Annotated in this window: 22 protein-coding genes and 2 pseudogenes; 9 read left to right on the top strand and 15 right to left on the bottom strand. The window is 62.3% G+C overall.

The window, feature by feature from the left end:
- On the top strand, positions 1-257 hold a 257-nt coding region (locus NKJ94_RS27035; protein WP_352529412.1), incomplete at its 5' end, for a TCP-1/cpn60 chaperonin family protein.
- A gap of 79 nt (positions 258-336) precedes the next feature.
- Here NKJ94_RS27035 and NKJ94_RS27030 read toward each other — a convergent pair.
- Positions 337-948: a TetR/AcrR family transcriptional regulator gene (locus NKJ94_RS27030; RefSeq protein WP_352529410.1), complete on the bottom strand. Its 612-nt coding sequence runs from the start codon at positions 946-948 to the stop codon at positions 337-339.
- Between the two features lie 97 nt (positions 949-1,045).
- On the opposite strand from NKJ94_RS27030, the pseudogene NKJ94_RS27025 reads away from it, so the two are divergent.
- The 4 genes and pseudogenes from NKJ94_RS27025 to NKJ94_RS27010 all read left to right on the top strand — a co-directional run.
- Positions 1,046-1,375, top strand: a pseudogene (locus NKJ94_RS27025) (alcohol dehydrogenase catalytic domain-containing protein); the annotation flags it as partial.
- 229 nt (positions 1,376-1,604) lie between these two features.
- Positions 1,605-2,057, top strand: a complete 453-nt coding sequence (locus tag NKJ94_RS27020) for a zinc-binding dehydrogenase (RefSeq protein WP_352529408.1) — start codon at positions 1,605-1,607, stop codon at positions 2,055-2,057.
- Between the two features lie 37 nt (positions 2,058-2,094).
- Positions 2,095-2,541, top strand: coding sequence for an OsmC family protein (locus NKJ94_RS27015; protein WP_352529406.1), 447 nt, complete (start codon positions 2,095-2,097; stop codon positions 2,539-2,541).
- 15 nt (positions 2,542-2,556) lie between these two features.
- Positions 2,557-2,943 (top strand): nuclear transport factor 2 family protein, encoded by a 387-nt coding sequence (locus NKJ94_RS27010; protein WP_352529404.1) that lies wholly within the window; start codon positions 2,557-2,559, stop codon positions 2,941-2,943.
- Between the two features lie 6 nt (positions 2,944-2,949).
- Here NKJ94_RS27010 and NKJ94_RS27005 read toward each other — a convergent pair whose 3' ends face one another.
- Both NKJ94_RS27005 and NKJ94_RS27000 read right to left on the bottom strand, forming a co-directional pair.
- On the bottom strand, positions 2,950-3,561 hold the full coding sequence (locus tag NKJ94_RS27005) for a LysE family translocator (protein WP_352529402.1): 612 nt from the start codon (positions 3,559-3,561) through the stop codon (positions 2,950-2,952).
- A 168-nt stretch (positions 3,562-3,729) separates the two neighbouring features.
- Positions 3,730-4,146, bottom strand: coding sequence for a nuclear transport factor 2 family protein (locus NKJ94_RS27000; protein ID WP_352529400.1), 417 nt, complete (start codon positions 4,144-4,146; stop codon positions 3,730-3,732).
- 171 nt (positions 4,147-4,317) lie between these two features.
- Between NKJ94_RS27000 and NKJ94_RS26995 the strand changes: the two genes are divergently transcribed.
- Positions 4,318-5,271 (top strand): AraC family transcriptional regulator, encoded by a 954-nt coding sequence (locus NKJ94_RS26995; protein WP_352529398.1) that lies wholly within the window; start codon positions 4,318-4,320, stop codon positions 5,269-5,271.
- 22 nt (positions 5,272-5,293) lie between these two features.
- Here the strand turns inward: NKJ94_RS26995 and NKJ94_RS26990 are convergent, their stop codons facing one another.
- From NKJ94_RS26990 to NKJ94_RS26960, 7 genes are all read right to left on the bottom strand, one after another.
- A complete protein-coding gene (locus NKJ94_RS26990; protein ID WP_352529396.1) occupies positions 5,294-5,632 on the bottom strand; it encodes a YkgJ family cysteine cluster protein in 339 nt (112 codons plus the stop codon).
- A 50-nt stretch (positions 5,633-5,682) separates the two neighbouring features.
- Positions 5,683-5,847: a hypothetical protein gene (locus NKJ94_RS26985; RefSeq protein ID WP_352529394.1), complete on the bottom strand. Its 165-nt coding sequence runs from the start codon at positions 5,845-5,847 to the stop codon at positions 5,683-5,685.
- A gap of 1 nt (position 5,848) precedes the next feature.
- Positions 5,849-6,256 carry a hypothetical protein gene (locus NKJ94_RS26980; protein ID WP_023722751.1) on the bottom strand — a complete coding sequence of 136 codons (408 nt, stop codon included), beginning with the start codon at positions 6,254-6,256 and terminating at the stop codon, positions 5,849-5,851.
- A complete protein-coding gene (locus tag NKJ94_RS26975) occupies positions 6,256-6,483 on the bottom strand; it encodes a hypothetical protein (RefSeq protein WP_352529420.1) in 228 nt (75 codons plus the stop codon). Before NKJ94_RS26975 ends, NKJ94_RS26980 begins: the two co-directional genes overlap by 1 nt.
- 350 nt (positions 6,484-6,833) lie before the next feature.
- Positions 6,834-7,043, bottom strand: a complete 210-nt coding sequence (locus tag NKJ94_RS26970) for a cold-shock protein (RefSeq protein WP_010915421.1) — start codon at positions 7,041-7,043, stop codon at positions 6,834-6,836.
- A 438-nt stretch (positions 7,044-7,481) separates the two neighbouring features.
- The gene (locus NKJ94_RS26965) at positions 7,482-8,270 is read right to left on the bottom strand and encodes an SDR family oxidoreductase (protein ID WP_352529392.1); all 789 of its coding nucleotides are present in this window, start codon (positions 8,268-8,270) and stop codon (positions 7,482-7,484) included.
- 73 nt (positions 8,271-8,343) lie between these two features.
- Positions 8,344-8,805, bottom strand: a complete 462-nt coding sequence (locus tag NKJ94_RS26960; protein WP_352529390.1) for a RidA family protein — start codon at positions 8,803-8,805, stop codon at positions 8,344-8,346.
- A 96-nt stretch (positions 8,806-8,901) separates the two neighbouring features.
- Between NKJ94_RS26960 and NKJ94_RS26955 the strand changes: the two genes are divergently transcribed.
- The gene (locus NKJ94_RS26955) at positions 8,902-9,753 is read left to right on the top strand and encodes a LysR family transcriptional regulator (protein WP_352529388.1); all 852 of its coding nucleotides are present in this window, start codon (positions 8,902-8,904) and stop codon (positions 9,751-9,753) included.
- A gap of 14 nt (positions 9,754-9,767) precedes the next feature.
- On the opposite strand, the pseudogene NKJ94_RS26950 reads toward NKJ94_RS26955, so the two are convergent.
- Both NKJ94_RS26950 and NKJ94_RS26945 read right to left on the bottom strand, forming a co-directional pair.
- A pseudogene (locus NKJ94_RS26950) lies at positions 9,768-10,522 on the bottom strand (SDR family NAD(P)-dependent oxidoreductase).
- A gap of 83 nt (positions 10,523-10,605) precedes the next feature.
- Positions 10,606-11,274, bottom strand: coding sequence for a glutathione S-transferase family protein (locus tag NKJ94_RS26945; protein WP_352529386.1), 669 nt, complete (start codon positions 11,272-11,274; stop codon positions 10,606-10,608).
- Between the two features lie 150 nt (positions 11,275-11,424).
- Between NKJ94_RS26945 and NKJ94_RS26940 the strand changes: the two genes are divergently transcribed.
- Positions 11,425-11,604, top strand: coding sequence for a CsbD family protein (locus NKJ94_RS26940; protein ID WP_352529384.1), 180 nt, complete (start codon positions 11,425-11,427; stop codon positions 11,602-11,604).
- Positions 11,605-11,670: 66 nt separating this feature from the next.
- On the opposite strand, the gene NKJ94_RS26935 is transcribed toward NKJ94_RS26940, so the two are convergent.
- Positions 11,671-12,801, bottom strand: a complete 1,131-nt coding sequence (locus tag NKJ94_RS26935) for a metallophosphoesterase (protein ID WP_352529382.1) — start codon at positions 12,799-12,801, stop codon at positions 11,671-11,673.
- Positions 12,802-12,921: 120 nt separating this feature from the next.
- On the opposite strand from NKJ94_RS26935, the gene NKJ94_RS26930 reads away from it, so the two are divergent.
- A complete protein-coding gene (locus NKJ94_RS26930; protein WP_352529380.1) occupies positions 12,922-13,515 on the top strand; it encodes a hypothetical protein in 594 nt (197 codons plus the stop codon).
- Between the two features lie 62 nt (positions 13,516-13,577).
- Here NKJ94_RS26930 and NKJ94_RS26925 read toward each other — a convergent pair whose 3' ends face one another.
- Together NKJ94_RS26925 and NKJ94_RS26920 are read right to left on the bottom strand one after the other, a co-directional pair.
- Positions 13,578-14,189: a TetR/AcrR family transcriptional regulator gene (locus tag NKJ94_RS26925; RefSeq protein ID WP_352529418.1), complete on the bottom strand. Its 612-nt coding sequence runs from the start codon at positions 14,187-14,189 to the stop codon at positions 13,578-13,580.
- A 271-nt stretch (positions 14,190-14,460) separates the two neighbouring features.
- A complete protein-coding gene (locus NKJ94_RS26920; RefSeq protein WP_352529378.1) occupies positions 14,461-14,862 on the bottom strand; it encodes a hypothetical protein in 402 nt (133 codons plus the stop codon).
- Between the last annotated feature and the right edge of the window lie 57 nt (positions 14,863-14,919).

The following is a 14,919-nucleotide window of genomic DNA, read 5'->3' as shown; positions in this document are numbered from 1 at the left end:
AGATCCTCGAGAACAAGGGCGCGACCTTCGGCTACAACGCCCAGACCGGCGAATATGGCGACATGATCGCCATGGGTATCGTCGATCCGGTCAAGGTTGTGCGTACGGCTCTGCAGGACGCGGCCTCGGTCGCCGGCCTGCTCGTCACCACCGAAGCCATGATCGCGGAGGCTCCGAAGAAGGAGTCGGCTGGCGGCGGCATGCCTGGCGGCATGGGCGGCGGCGGCATGGGCGGCATGGGTGGTATGGATTTCTAATCCAACCCATCAGCCTTGAGATACAGAAAGGGCGCCGAAAGGCGCCCTTTTTGTTTGCTTTGTTTAGCGGGTTGCCCGCTCAGACGGCGGCGTCAATACGCCGCGAGGGCGAGAGCTTTGCCGGCAATGCACCTTCAATCACCGCGGCGACTTCGTCGGCCACCGCCAGCACCGGGGCGCGGTCGCGGGTGGCGCGTGCGATCACCATCAGCCCTTCCAGTGATGATTCGACCAGCAGCGCCAGCGCATGCGCGCGGCGCTCGGGCACCCCTGCCCTGACGAAGGCCGCCCTGAGCAAGCCTATCCATTGCTCGAAAGCCGAGCGGCACAATTCGGCCAGCTCCGGCATGTCAGTCGGCGAGTCCAGCACCACGGGCGCGATCGGGCAGCCGAGCGTGAACTGGTTGTCCTCCAGCATGCGGGCGATCGACTGGTAAATGTGGTGGACGGCGACTGCCGGATCCTTTTCGGCAGCGAGCGCGGCGCCAAGCCTCTGCGTCACCTCGTCGACGCTGTCGCGCGTCACCTCGATGACCAGCTGATCCTTGCCGCCCGGAAAGTGGAAGTAGAGCGAGCCTCTCGGTGCGCCTGAGGCACTCAATATGTCGTTGAGCGACGTGCCGTGGTAGCCGCGCTGCCTCAGCAGCAGCGCCGTCGTTTCGAGTATGCGGATGCGGGTGTCGTTCGCCATGTCAACCTCTGTCAGGAGTGAGCATTATAGGCCTTGCCTCGAATATGACAACCGGTCTATCTACTATGTAGATTAGTCTACATAGTACGAGAGGCAAATGCGCAGTTATCGTCTTGAAGGAACCGGCGTGACCAAGTGCCTGGTGATGCGCGACGGGACGCCGCCGACGCCGAAGCCGCACGAGATCGTCGTGCGCGTCCGCGCCACCTCGCTCAATCGTCGCGATACGATGATCCTCTACGGCACCTATCCGCTGACGCCGCGCCAAGGCGTCGTCCCGCTGAGTGATGGTGCCGGTGAAGTCGTTGCCGTCGGCGATTCTGTCACCCGCTTTGCCGTAGGCGACCGCATCACCGGCAGCTATATCGCGCGCTGGATCGACGGCCGCATCAATGCCGGGCTGATCGACCAGCTTGGCTGCACGCTGGACGGGATGCTGACCGAATACGCGATGCTCGACGAGCAATGGGCGGTGCGGCTTCCCGATCATCTCGACTGGCATCAAGCAGCAACGCTGACCTGCGCCGGCCTGACCGCCTGGAATGCGGTGACGGGGGCCGAGATGCCGAAGCCAGGCCAATGGGTTCTGGTCATCGGCTCGGGCGGCGTCGCGCTGTTTTGCACTGCAATTCGCCAAGCTGCTCGGCTGCCGTGTTGTGGCGGTTACCTCGCGCAGCGAGAAGGTGGACCGGCTGCGGGCGCTGGGCACCGACCTCGTCGTCTCCACCGCCGACACGCCGGAATGGGGTGCGGCGGTGCGCGAGCAAACCGGTGGCATCGACCTCGTCATCGAGACCGGCGGCCCGCCGACTTTCGCGCAATCGATGATCGCCTGCGCGCTTTACGGGCGCATCGTGCTTCTCACCATACAGGACGCGAAAGGCGGGACGGTGCAAATTCCCGGCCCCGTCTACCAGCGCAGCCTCGCCACCATCAGCCGCCTCTTCGTCGGCAATCGCACCGGCCTCGAAGCCATGCTGCGCGCCATCTCGGTGCATCGCCTTAAGCCTGTCATCGACAAGGTGTTCGCCTTCGACGAGGCCAAAGACGCCTACCGCTATTTCCAGCAAGGCGACGTCTTCGGGAAAGTGGTCGTCGACGGCGCCTGACTAATCGACCCCCCTCAAACCAATGGAGAGAGATGCAATGACCATTCGTGAAGCAGAAGCCCAATGGCAGGGACCGTTGAAAGAAGGTTCGGGCCGGCTGAAGCTCGGCAGCGGCGTCTTCGAAGGCGCCTACTCCTTCCCGTCGCGTTTCGAGAACGGTCCCGGCACCAACCCCGAGGAACGGATTGCGGCAGCGCATGCCGGCTGCTTCTCGATGGCGCTGAGCGCCATACTGGGCAGAGACGGCCATGTTCCGGTGTGGATCCGCACCCTCGCCAAGGTGCATCTCGGCACCAGCGCGGCTGGACCGACGCTGACCCGCATCGACCTCGAAACTGAAGCCGAGATTCCAGGGCTGGAGTCCGAGGAATTCCAGCGCCTTGCCCAATCCGCCAAGACGACATGCCTTGTCTCGCGCGCTTTGGCCGGCGTGGCTGAGATCACGCTCAACGCGGAGCTGATCGCGGCCGCTGCGGAAAAATGAAATCGAGATACTGAAATGAAACAGGACAGCATCATCGTCGTCCATCCAGACGATCAATCCAGACAGACGGCCGAGATCATGCGACGCTTCAACGACGTGTTCCAGCTTCATGATCCGTCGGCACTCCCGGGCCTGGTGGCCGAGGACTGCGTCATCGAAAACACGACGCCGGCACCGGATGGCGCCCGTCATATCGGCCGTGATGCCTGCATCAGGCTATGGTCGGCGATCGCGACCGAACCCGGCACACGCTTCGACCTCGAGGAAACTTACGTGGCCGGCGAACGGGCAACGATCCGCTGGCGCTACTGGCGCGCCGACGGTAACTCCATCCGTGGCGTCAATCTGATGCGCGTAGCGGACGGGCAGATCGTCGAGGCAATGGGCTACGTGAAGGGATAAGGCTGCCTACCGGTCCGCCAGCGCCAGTTTGGCGCCGAGCATGACAAAGGCGCCGGCGAAGGTGCGACGCATCCAGGTCAGCACCTTTGGCCGCGACACGACATGGCTGCGGATCGACGCCGCGAAAATGCCGTAGCCGACAAAGACCACGAAGGTGAGCAGCATGAAGACGCTGCTGAGCTCCAGCATCTTCGACAACGCATGCGGTTCGGTGGTGCTGACGAATTGCGGCAGGAAGGCAAAGAAGAAGATCGACAGCTTCGGATTGAGGATGTTGATGAGGATCCCCGAGGTGATCACCTTGCCGGCCGAGCGCGGCGCGACATTTTCGTCGACGCTCAGGCCGCCCTTCTCCCTCAGCGTGTTCCAGGCCATGTAGAGCAGGTAGGCGACACCGAGATATTTCAGCGTCTCGAAGGCGACCGCGCTGGTGTGCAGCAGCGCCGCGAGGCCGGTGATGGCGGCCGCCATGTGCGGAATGATGCCGAGCGTGCAGCCGAAAGCGGCAATGACGCTGGCGCGCGCACCACGCGACAGACCGGCGCTCAGCGTATAGAGAACGCCGGTGCCGGGCGAAGCCACGACAATCAGCGACGTCAACAAGAATTCGAGGCTCACAGATGGTCTCCCGGTGCTGGCCCTGCCGCTGGCAGCGTAACCAGCGAAATGCTTGGGGACAAGCCAGCCTGAGAGCAGGTAATGTCTCATTTCGAAATTTTCGCCCACAACCGAGGCTGCACCTTCCAGCAGCGCGAGTTGGCTCCTTACGCTGCCGTCTATCCGCATTCAGATCATGCTATTGGCATGCAGCTTGCTATCCGCAATGGGCTGCCGAACTTCCCAGTGTTCGATGAGCTTGCTGTCCTTCAGCCTGAAAATGTCGACGATGGCCAAGCCCTCCTCTTCGGGTTCGCGTTTTGCGTGCATGTGCACGATGACGAAATCCCCTTCAGCAAAAATCCGCTTCACCTCTCCTCTCACGAGGGGAAATGACTGTTTGAGCTGATGCAGATAGGCTTTGAAACCGTCCGCACCATCCGCAATGTTCGGATTGTGTTGGATGTAGCGTTCGCCAAAATGCATCGAAGCAGCTTCGATGTTCCCTTGGTTTACTGCTTTGTCGATGAAGTCCAGGACGATCATCTTGTTGGTCTCCAGCGAATTATGAATCTTGGCTGGAAATGGATTTGATGGTTCACGCATGTTTTGCTCCTTCAGGTGCCTGCTTCTGCCTGTTGTGGACAGGAGCGTCCGCACGCCGACATTGCCAACATAATCTGTCGCGCTTGTGAGATGGTCGATACGCTATTCCGCTGGATTCTTATCCAATCGTCTAATATCGTCGCCTGATGCATTATCGGAGGATGTGTTCTCGTGGACGTCTTGTCCGAAGTTCTTGCTTCGCTGAGATTTGGCAGCGCCATGATCGGCAGCGCGATCCTACATCGGCCGTGGGGTATTTCAGTCGATCCGACAAGGAATGCCGCCATCCACGTCATACAGAACGGCGAATGCTGGTTGCGGCTGACTGGTCAAAAGGAGCCGATCCGCTTAGGCGAGGGAGACGTCATCCTTGTCGCGAGCGGAGTCGGACATACTCTTTGTAATCCGGCGGATGCACCGACGGCATCCATATCTGCCGTCCTTTCCGCAAATCGGAGCGGACCGGAACCGAAAAGCGAGGGCGGCGCGACAACTCTTCTTTGTGCGAGATATTCACTCGACGGCGTGGGGCCATATCCGATGGTTTCGCTGCTTCCTCCGCTGATTCATTTGACCCGAAATCAGATAGACACCAGCGAGCCGCTGCGGCTTGTCCTGAAACTTCTGCAGGTCGAAGCGAAAGACAATCTCGGCGGCCACGATATTGTCGCCCCACGCCTTCTCGATAGCACGTTGATCTTCTTGCTGCGTGCCTGGATAGAACATCAGCCTCTCGGAACAGGGGGATGGTTTGGCGCCTTACGCGATAAAGGCATTGCGCAAGCTTTGCGCCTAATCCACGAGCGGCCGGGTAATCCCTGGACCATCGCTTCCCTTGCCAGCGGCGCGGCACAGTCCCGGGCCACTTTCGCGCGTCGCTTCACCCAACTTATAGGACAGCCGCCGCTGTCCTATGTGACTCGATGGCGGATGAACCTTGCCGCCAAGGCTCTGCGCGAAACGAACCAGAACATTGGCGAGATCGGGCGCGCCGTCGGATATGAATCGGTGCCGTCGTTCTCGCAGGCATTCAAACGGTTGACCGGACGATCGCCTGGCCTCTACCGCAGCGATCATCTGACTGAGAATGTCCGCTCTTTGGCACAAGGTGGAAATTCAAACTGAGACGCCAGCCCGAGGGCCGTCATTACAGCGTCGGCAGTCCGTGAGCCCGGCGCGCCATCAGGCAGTCGTCATCGCCTGGCATGCAGGCGCGGCAGACGTCGGGGCGGATCTCGTAGATGCCGCAGGCAGTCGACTTGCCGACCTCGCCGCACAGTGCCGAACAGCGGGCGCCGTCACAGCGCATGCCGGCTTCGTCGGCAGCCACGTATTTTTGCGGGATCAGCTCGAGTTGCGCGTCATCCTCGGTGGAGAAGCGCGGCCATCTGGACGAGTAGGCGCAGCAGGCGCCACAGGTCTGGCAATCGAAGGCAACCGGGTCGGCGCCGTCTTGTGGCGACGAACAATCCTCTGCGACCGCCAAGGCAAGCAGCTTTGGCGCAGATTTCCGGCCGGTATTTTGCTGCAAAGGCGCTATTTCTTCTTCGGCTTGCGCGGTGGCGCTTCGGCCGGCGACCTGAACAGATCGGTGCCCGCTTCGGCGGCTTCGCCGGTCTTCGGCGCGGCCGCCGGCTTGGCCGGCTTTACGGCGGCAGCAGGCGCTGCCGGCTGGTCTTTGGCGGAAAACTTGATGGCCATATCAATCCTCGTCAGAGAAACGCGATGATGGCGCATTCGGATTGCGGAGGCGGCCGATGAGCGCCGAAACGGCCGTGATGTTCATCTCTTCGGGCGACCAGTTCCTGGCCTCCTCGATGTGCCGGGGCGCCAGCTCGCGATGCGTGCTGCCGCTATAGGCGGCATCCTGATAGGTCACGCGCTCGTGGGTCTTAGCGTTTTCCCGGACGTATTCGATCAGATAATTGGGGCATTCGGCACGGCCGCGCACGCCGAGCCGCACCTGGGCATCGCCGTGGACACGCCTGCAGCGCTCGAGCTTTTCAAGCACGCGCCGGACATATTCGACCGGCTTGTCGAGCTCGCCCACGACATCGGCGATGGTCGAATCGGCGGCGATCGCCTTTTGAGGCACACGTTTGGTGGCCATCAGCGTTTGCCTGCGCGTTTCGGCGAGGCTGCGAGCGCAACGGCCGCCGCCATCTCGTCGGCTTCCTTTTCCAGGCGCAGTTCGCGAAGCCGCGCGGTCTTGGCTTCGCGGGCCTCGCTGACGGCATCCCGTTCGGAAATGATGCGGTCGAGCGACATTGACTGGGTCCGGGTCTTGCTAAAAATGGATTCGGCTTGGTCGCGGGGTTTCTTTGAAGTTGCGGTCAAGGTCTTTCTCCCGGTTCGGAGCGGGCCGCCGAAAAGTGGCGAGACTGGTCTTTCGGCCAGGATCCCGCACAAAGCAATAGCGGCAGCCGGTTTCAAATTGCTGAAACGTCCTTAGCACGTCCGGGCCGTCGAGCAGCGCTCTTTCGGCGGTCGAAGTGCAAAAATGAAAAAGGCCAGGCACTGCCTGACCTTCCATAAGAGCGCCTGCGCATCCCGAGAGACGCGCAAAGAAACGTTCTTCTCAATGCACATGATCCGTTCCGAGATTTAACATCCCGCGATCATGCGCTGGAATTTGCCATTCACCGGTGCCAGTACATCCGTGGTCACCGGTGAGGCTTAATTCCGTTTTAGGCCGCCTTCAACTGGTCGGCGGACATCTTGCCCGACTTGTTGTCGCGGACCATCTCATAGCCAAGCTTCTGGCCCTCGACGATATCGCGCATTCCGGCGCGCTCGACGGCTGAGATGTGGACAAAAACGTCGGCAGAACCGTCGTCAGGCTGAATAAAACCAAAACCCTTGGTGGCATTGAACCATTTAACTGTGCCTGTGCTCATAACGAACCCTTTCCATGGCAAATATTCGTTCGCTGTCATGCGGATGCATAACAACGTTTGTCTCGATTTTGATGGGGAAGTTCGTCAAAGGCGCGCCTCGGCACGCGGATAACAAAAGTCGGTCAAACAAACATCGACAAAGTTCTTATAGACTTCTTTGCGCGTTGTGTCAATTTTTTTGATTTGCCACACTCGCAGAGACGCGTGGCGGCTGCCCGTGCAGGCACTTCCGACAGCGCCGGGCTATTGCCCGCCGAAAAAACCACTTAGCCGGGAACCATTTTGGCGCCGGGGCATTTTTTTCAGTGTCGAAAGCCGTTCTCGAAGAGCGATCTTGAGAAAGGCGGACGACAAACAGGACGCCCCCCGCGCAGATAAAAGGCACGAGGGGCGTTCCTGTGAGATGCAAGCAATCGTGCCGTCACATCACCCTGCCCCTCACAGAATGCCGCGGCTGAGTCCGCCATCCACCGGCAACGCCACGCCGGTGACATAGGCGGCGGCGTCGCTGGCCAGGAATGCAGCGACCGCGCCGAACTCGGCGGGGGTTCCATAACGCTTTGCCGGGATTTCGGCCTGACTCTCGGCGGCGATCACGGCGGCGTCGACACCCCTGTCGGCTGCGTCCATGGCGTCGAACTCTTTCGTCCGGTCCGTCGCAAAACGGCCCGGCAGCAACAGGTTGACGGTGACGCCGTCCGCAGCCACTTCGCCGGCCAGGGTCTTGGCCCAGCCAGCGAGCGACGCACGCAACGCGTTCGAAGCGGTAAGGCCGGGGATCGGCTCACGGACGGAAGTCGAGGAAACGGCGATGATGCGCCCCCAGCACCGCGCCCGCATGCCGGGCAGGAAAGAACTGGCAATGCGCATCTGGCTCAGCACCATGCTGGTGAACTGCTTCTCCCAGACGCTCGCATCGAAGACGCTGGCCGCAAAGGGTGGCGGGCCGCCGCCATTGAGCAGGACGATGTCGATCCGCTGATGCTCTTCCTCGACGGCACGGAACAGCCGGGAGACGCTATCGTTGTCGGACAGGTCAGCGCTGAAGGTCGAGCAGACGCGGCCGGCGGCCCCGATCGCGCGCCGCGCCGCATCCAGGGTCTCCTCCCCTCGTCCGACCAGGATGACTTCGGCGCCTTTCGCCGCGAGCGCTTCAGCGACGCCGAAGCCGAGGCCCTTGCCTCCGCCGAGAACCAGCGCCTTCCGCCCCTCAAGATTTGCAGCCATCAAGCCAAGCCTCCTTCTGGTTTCACTGCGCACCCTCGGGTCAGGCCCGAGGGCATGCTTTGGGCGACATGCGTCAGCGGACATGCACGATGGCGTCGGCTTCGACCGAAACATTGGCCGGCAAGCCGGCCATGCCGAGTGAGCAGCGGGCGTGCTCGCCACGCTCGCCGAAAATATCGAGCAGAAATTCGGACGCTCCGTTGCCGACCTCCGAATAGGCCGAAAAGCCCGTCGCCGCATTCACATAGACGGTCAGCTTGGCGAATTTGACGACGCGGTCGAGATTGCCGTCCAGTTCCTTGTCCAGCCAATAGACGATGTTGCCCGCGCAAAGCCGGGCGGCGCTCCGCGCCGCAGCCAGATCGATCTCTCTGCCGACCTGGCCGATCGCGGCGATCTCCTCGCCAATCTCCGGTATCTCACCGGAGACATAGACGATGTCCGCGACGCGAACCGTCGGCGAGAACGGCAAAGCGGGCCGCGACAGCGACGGCCAGGCGACACCGAGCTCTTCAAATCTTCTTCTGTAGGACAAGGAGGCTGCTCCTGTTTCGTTGATGCGAGCGGACCTTGAATTTAGACCGGCCTTTGGGATAGCCTGATAGTGCTGACACAGCTATCAGGAATTCTTATGACTGGAGATATCGACGTCAGGCTGCTGCGCGCCTTCGTCACCGTGGCCGATACGGGAACGGTGAGCCGGGCCGCCGATCGGCTTGCCCGCACCCAGGCGGCGGTGAGCATGCAGCTTCAGCGCCTAGAGGGCGAAGTCGGCGCCGAGCTGCTGCGCCGTTCGCCGCGCGGCGTGACGCTGACGGAGGCCGGCGAGATCCTGCTCGCCTTCGCCCGCAAGGCCATCGCGATCGGCGAGGATGCCAGGCGCGAGATAGAAGGCCGCAGGCTGGTCGGCCGTGTCCGGCTGGGCATCGTCGAGGATTTGGCGGTGACGCGGCTGCCGCTGATCATCGCCGACTTCCGACGCCGGCACCCTTCCGTGGAGATCGAGCTGACATCGGCCAGCAGCACCGATCTCAGCAAGTCGCTAGGCGAGGAAAAATGCGACATCGTCATGGCCGATCCGGCGCGCTTCGCAAAAGCGCCGCGAGGCCATCTGTCGCGACAGCTGGTCTGGGCGGCAAGCCGCATGATCGAGATCGATGACGAGGTCGAGCTTCCCTTGATCATCTTCGAAGGTGCCTGCTCCTGGCAGGACCGAATGCTGGCCTCGCTCGCAGAGGCCGGGATCGGCTGGAAGGTCGGCTGCCGCGTGTCGACCTTCGCGACGCTGATGTCGGCGCTCAGGGCCGGGCTTGGCATCGGGCTTCTGCTGCAGGAAGGATTGCCGCCCGACTGCCAAAGCCTCAATGGACGCTTCAACCTGCCGCCGGCGCCGACGGCGGATTTCGGCGTCTACATCGCGAAGGACCCATCCCGGCTGGTCGAGGAGTGTGGCGATTTCCTGCGGGCGGGATTCGAGGTGTAGCGAAAAGACGTCATTCACCGTTCCTGGTCGGTCGGGCGGATGACGATCTCGTTGACGTTGACGTGTGCCGGCTGGCTCACGGCATAGAGAATGGCCGCGGCGATGTCCTCGGCGGTCAGCGCCTCCATGGCGGCGAGCCGCTTATCCAGATCAGCCTTGAACGCCGGATTGGTGATGTGGTCGCCGAGCTCGGTATGCACCAGGCCGGGCTCGATGACGGTGACGCGAACCTTGTCGGCGTAGACTTCGCGGCGCAGCGACTCCGAAAAGCCGACGACGCCGAACTTGGTCGCCGCGTACCCGCTGGCGCCGGGATTGGCGACGCGGCCGGCAATCGACGAGACATTGACGATGTGACCCTTGGCGGCCCTGAGATGCGGCAGCGCCGCCTTGGTAACGCCCATCAGCGCCAGCAGGTTGAGCTAATCATGCGGCGCCAGTCGTCGAGAGCCGCCTCGGAGGCCGGCGACAAAAGCATGACGCCGGCATTGTTGACGAGGATGTCGAGGCGGCCCCATTCGGCGACGACCTTGTCGACCATCGCGGTGACATCGTCGTTGCTGGTGACGTCGGTCTCGATGCGGAGCGCCGTGCCGCCGGCCTTTTCGATACGCGCGCCCAGCGCTTCGAGGCGATCGGCGCGGCGTGCGGCAATCGCCACCTTTGCCCCGGCGGCGGCCAGCGCCGCAGCCGTCGCCTCGCCGATGCCCGACGATGCGCCGGTGACCAGCGCAATCTTGCCGGCCAGTGCGGAGGAAACAGATGTCATTGTAAAGTCTCCAAAACCCCTGCCCGACCTTCCAGATAGGCCGCGGGCCGCGATGTGAAAGACCGGCTGTCGGTTACCCGGCTCTATTCGTCGGGGCCGGGCTCCGGCCATGGCTCCTTTGCCGCCTCGGCATACCAGTGGCGCATCGCCGGCATTGAAAGCACGGCGTCGACATAGGCGCGGGTGTCGGGCGCCAGCGTGCCGCCATAGGTGTCGAAGCGGGTGACGACCGGCGCATACATGGCGTCGGCCGCGGTGAAATGGCCAAACAGGAACGGCCCGCCTTTGCCGTATTTTTCACGGCATTGCCGCCACAGCTCCTCGATGCGCGCCCGTTGCGCCTCACCGTCGGCGTCGAGCGGCTTGTGGCCTTTCGGCCGGCGCAAATTCATCGGCCAGCCGTAGCGGACCTCGCGAAAGCCGGAATGCATCTCGGTCGCCGCCGAGCGGGCCAGCGCGCGGGCGCCGATATCGGCCGGCCAGAGCTGCTTCTTGGGAAACAGGTCGGCAAGATATTCAAGGATGGCGAGGGTTTCCCAGACGATCAGGACCTCGCCATTCGACAGCCGATGGTTCAGCACCGGCACCTGGCCGGTCGGCGATATCCTGGCCAGATTGGCGGCGGTCTCGGGCGTGCGCAGGCGCACAAAACCCTCTTCGAACGGGATCTCCAGATGCTTCATCGCCAGCCATGGCCTCAGCGACCACGACGAAAAACACTTGTTGCCGATGAAGAGCGTGAATTCAGCCATTGTCCCTCTCCGGCCCTGCCTGCTCGGGCTTTCTGGCGCACCCTATCCTGTCCGCTTCGCGGCCGGAAGCCGGCCCAAATCGACCGGCCGAAGCCGGAACCTAAGCGATCGGCGACCGTTTCTTTAGGCGAACGGTTCAGGAGATGCGCGATGGTGAACAAGGATCAGGTTGCGGGCGTCGCCAAGCAAGCCAAGGGCTCGGTCAAACAGGCCGCCGGCAAGGCCACCGGCAACAGGCGCACCGAGGCTGAAGGCGATGTCGACAAGGCCACCGGCAAGATACAGAAGGCTTACGGCGACGTGAAGGACAAGGTGAAGAAGGCGCTTTGATGCTGGCCCTTCGCAAACCAGGAAAAAGGCGGCTCGGCCGCCTTTTTTTGCGCCGTCTCTTACCCGTCAGAAAGTCAGATTTTTGCTGTACGCGTTGGTGAAGGTGACCTCGCCATGATCTCCGGCGGCTTCGCCCAGTACCACATCCATGCTGTTGCCGGTCACCCGCGCCAACGCGAAGCCGCCCATGAAGGCGGCCTTCGGCTTGAACAAATCGAGCCCGCCACGATGATAGATCATCGGCGTCGCGTGCTGATGGCCATGGAAAATGCCGACGACATTGTAGCCTTTCAGAACAGCCAGCAGCGCCTGCCTGTCCGCCTCGCTCCACCAATGCGGCGGACCCGTGCCGCTGTCGTCGAAGGTTCTCTCCGCGGCGTCCCATCTTTCAATCGAGAAAGTATCCCAGCCATAATGCTGGAACAGGATAACCGGGCGGCCGTCGCCGGCATAGGTCGCCAGATCCTGCTTCAGCCATGGCAGGCTGCTGGCGGCGCCATGGCCGGTGTCGCCGGCAAAGCGGTGCGTCTGGACAAGATGCAGACCGCCCCAGTCCCATGAATAGCAGTCGGTCTCGACGTTGTAGTCGGTCGCCGGCGCGGGCGGCTTGAAGAACACGCCGGGGCGGTGGTTGACCTCGACGTAGTCGCGCATTTCGCGGCGGTACCAGTCGACATGCGAGCGCGGGCCGTTCTGGTCGAGGTCGTGGTTGCCGAGGCCGACATAGACCGGCATGTGCACGCGGTCGGGGCCGACGCCTTGCTGGTAGCGCTGGCTGAACTGGAGCAGCTGCGTGCCCTCGCTGGGCTGGGTGATCTGGCCACCGCCATCATCGGTGATGTCACCGCCAACGACGAGGCCGAGCGGCGTGCCGATGCTGCCTTTTGAGCGCAGGTCGGTGGCGACGCCGTTGATTTCAGCCGGCCATTGTCTGTCGGCGATGCCGTTGAGTGCAGCGACATTGCGCAGCAGGGCGGCGTCGGTCTTGCCTTCCTGCTCGCAATGCGGGCTCAACCCGCTCTCCGTGCGGCAAGCATGGACATCGGCAATGAACAGGAAGGTAGCGTCGATGGGCGGGATGCGCTGCCCGGTCTGGCCGAAGGCCGGACGCGAAACGGCGCCGGCCGCGGCAAGGCCCGCTACGTGCATCAGGAACCTGCGCCGGGAGACCGGTCGAGCCGGGATACGGTTCATCATGCATCAAAGTTCAGCATGACAGACGCCTGCAGTCCAGTTCTCTCGCACGGCATGTCGACACGCTGCCTTCGGTCTGGCATTGCTTTCAGCATTCAACCTGCGCGGGCAGAGGAGGACGCCATGAAAACTGTAACCATCGGCATGATATTGGCCATTCTGGCGGTGACGAGCGCAGCGCATGGCGCCGAATGCATCGACGCCAAATCAGCCAAGGCCGGCTTCATTCTCGAAAGGCCTGGCATCCACAGCGAATTTCGTCCGGCGGCAGGCGGAATGGTGGCCGTCGCCAACAAATACCAGTCGCAATCGCCACAGTCGCAGTTCCTGTTCGGCGGGCTGATCGAGGTGTTTCGCGACAGCAGCACGGGCGAGCTGGCGATGATCCCGTATTCCGATCTCAGAAAGCTGTTTCCGCTGAAGCCGGGGGCAAAGAGCAAGACCGTGTTTGCTCGCCTCGCGCCGAACAAGCCGCCGAAGGGCACCGAGACGCTGGAGATCAACGTCAAGGGCAAAGAGACGTTCAGCCTCGGCGACTGCAAATACTCCGTGCTCACGGTCAAGCAGACGATCAGGAGCGAAGCCGGCGAGACGCAGGACGAGTTTACCGCGCTTTACGCACCCGACCTGCAGGCGGTTGTGGCCAGGCGCTATGACGAGGGCACCAGTGCCGAAAGCGTGGTCGGCTACGAGCTGATCAAGCCGCTGCCGAATTAGGACACCGGCCTTCCGGCCTTGGTCGTGACATCAGCGGCGGCGGCGCCTCTGTCCTGCCGGCGTCAAAGGGCTCTGTGCAGTATCCTGCGACGTCGCCTCGCTCCTGTCTTGGACGATGTAGCTCCCTGCTCCAACGCCACCAGGCAGTCGCGCAGCACGCTTGCGTCCTGTGCGGTCTTGGCCATCGACATGGCGCCGGAATAGATGGCGACGGCGAGCGCTGCGAAGCGCTGCGGATCGGTGCCCTGCTCCCGGCCCGCCTGCTGGTCGACCCTGAGCTTGTCGGCGATCGCCTGACGCCAGGCCGAAAAAATGCCGGCAAGGGCCGTGCGGAAATCCGGATCGGCAAGCGACAATTCATGCGCCAGATTGTTGAGCGGGCAACCGCGCACGAAACCCTGCTGCTCCAGCTCCGCCGCGACGGCCGCAAACACGGAGCGCACGCCCTCCCGCGCCGAGCCGGCCATCCGCACCGGCGCGATCCATGTCTCTTCGACGGCGGCGGCGACCCGCTCCTCGATCACTGCAAGCGCCAGCGCCTTCTTGGTCGGGAAATGGTGGTGCAGCGCACCGCCGGTGACGCCCGCCGTCGCCATCAGGTCGCCCATGCTTGAGGCGTGGTAGCCGCGCGCCTGAAACGCCTCCTCGGCGACATCGAGCACCTTTTTGCGCATGCCTTCGGGGTTGTTGGTGCGTTTTTGAGGCCGCGCCTTTGCGCGAGCGGCAATCTCAGCTGACATTTTCACACGATAGCAGATTGACAAAACAGGACAACCGGTCTGTTTTGTCAAATAGCCGATTTGGGAGCTGCCTGGCGCGACGCCGCCAACGCCACGGTGATCGGATTCGGACGACGCGCTGCTGAGGCCGCATGGCCGGCCGCCGGCTTAGAATCATAAGGGATGTTCACGTCGGATTATGCTTATGATGGCAGATACTGAGCTTCTACTCTTTCATGAACCAATCAATATCCAACGTGCCTTTTCGCCACTCCGTTGCGGTCACATCGGCGCTTGAACTAACCACCCACGATTTCGCGTCTCTTGAGAGTCGCTTCATTTCAGCAAGAGCCAGTTTTTCCTCGAGCGGCAAAAGGTGCCCGGCACTCCAGAGCCTGACATTTTCGTCTGTATGCCTCAGGATTCCCAATAGAAAAGATCGCCCGCGATCAGTTCGGTTCCTGATCTCCCTTATTGCGCGGATCAAGCGGTCGTGAGCCGCATTCGATCCTTTGACATCCCCCATTTCAAGTAGCTGACGGTGCAATATGGCAGCCTCAACGTATTCTTCTTCGAGGCCTCTTGCCGGCGCTTTTGGCTGCTTCACACCGAGCACTTTCTTGCGCATGCCTCAGATCATTGGCGCGTTTTCGAGCCCGCTCGGGCGAGCACCAATCTTTCACAC

This window comes from Mesorhizobium sp. M0060, assembly GCF_040323155.1.
In the GTDB taxonomy this organism is placed as follows: domain Bacteria; phylum Pseudomonadota; class Alphaproteobacteria; order Rhizobiales; family Rhizobiaceae; genus Mesorhizobium.
The sequence above is the reverse complement of the archived record's forward strand: the minus strand, read 5'-3'. Positions and strand labels throughout refer to the sequence as shown.

What these genes read in the sequence shown, in the direction of transcription:
- NKJ94_RS27030 (WP_352529410.1), bottom strand. Translation starts at nt 948, where the DNA reads ATGGCGAACGACACCCGCATCCGCATACTCGAAACGACGGCGCTGCTG.
- NKJ94_RS27015 (WP_352529406.1), top strand. Translation starts at nt 2,095, where the DNA reads ATGACCATTCGTGAAGCAGAAGCCCAATGGCAGGGACCGTTGAAAGAA.
- NKJ94_RS27010 (WP_352529404.1), top strand. Translation starts at nt 2,557, where the DNA reads ATGAAACAGGACAGCATCATCGTCGTCCATCCAGACGATCAATCCAGA.
- NKJ94_RS27000 (WP_352529400.1), bottom strand. Translation starts at nt 4,146, where the DNA reads ATGCGTGAACCATCAAATCCATTTCCAGCCAAGATTCATAATTCGCTG.
- NKJ94_RS26985 (WP_352529394.1), bottom strand. Translation starts at nt 5,847, where the DNA reads ATGGCCATCAAGTTTTCCGCCAAAGACCAGCCGGCAGCGCCTGCTGCC.
- NKJ94_RS26980 (WP_023722751.1), bottom strand. Translation starts at nt 6,256, where the DNA reads ATGGCCACCAAACGTGTGCCTCAAAAGGCGATCGCCGCCGATTCGACC.
- NKJ94_RS26970 (WP_010915421.1), bottom strand. Translation starts at nt 7,043, where the DNA reads ATGAGCACAGGCACAGTTAAATGGTTCAATGCCACCAAGGGTTTTGGT.
- NKJ94_RS26965 (WP_352529392.1), bottom strand. Translation starts at nt 8,270, where the DNA reads ATGGCTGCAAATCTTGAGGGGCGGAAGGCGCTGGTTCTCGGCGGAGGC.
- NKJ94_RS26955 (WP_352529388.1), top strand. Translation starts at nt 8,902, where the DNA reads ATGACTGGAGATATCGACGTCAGGCTGCTGCGCGCCTTCGTCACCGTG.
- NKJ94_RS26945 (WP_352529386.1), bottom strand. Translation starts at nt 11,274, where the DNA reads ATGGCTGAATTCACGCTCTTCATCGGCAACAAGTGTTTTTCGTCGTGG.
- NKJ94_RS26940 (WP_352529384.1), top strand. Translation starts at nt 11,425, where the DNA reads ATGGTGAACAAGGATCAGGTTGCGGGCGTCGCCAAGCAAGCCAAGGGC.
- NKJ94_RS26935 (WP_352529382.1), bottom strand. Translation starts at nt 12,801, where the DNA reads ATGATGAACCGTATCCCGGCTCGACCGGTCTCCCGGCGCAGGTTCCTG.
- NKJ94_RS26930 (WP_352529380.1), top strand. Translation starts at nt 12,922, where the DNA reads ATGAAAACTGTAACCATCGGCATGATATTGGCCATTCTGGCGGTGACG.
- NKJ94_RS26925 (WP_352529418.1), bottom strand. Translation starts at nt 14,189, where the DNA reads ATGCGCAAAAAGGTGCTCGATGTCGCCGAGGAGGCGTTTCAGGCGCGC.
- NKJ94_RS26920 (WP_352529378.1), bottom strand. Translation starts at nt 14,862, where the DNA reads ATGCGCAAGAAAGTGCTCGGTGTGAAGCAGCCAAAAGCGCCGGCAAGA.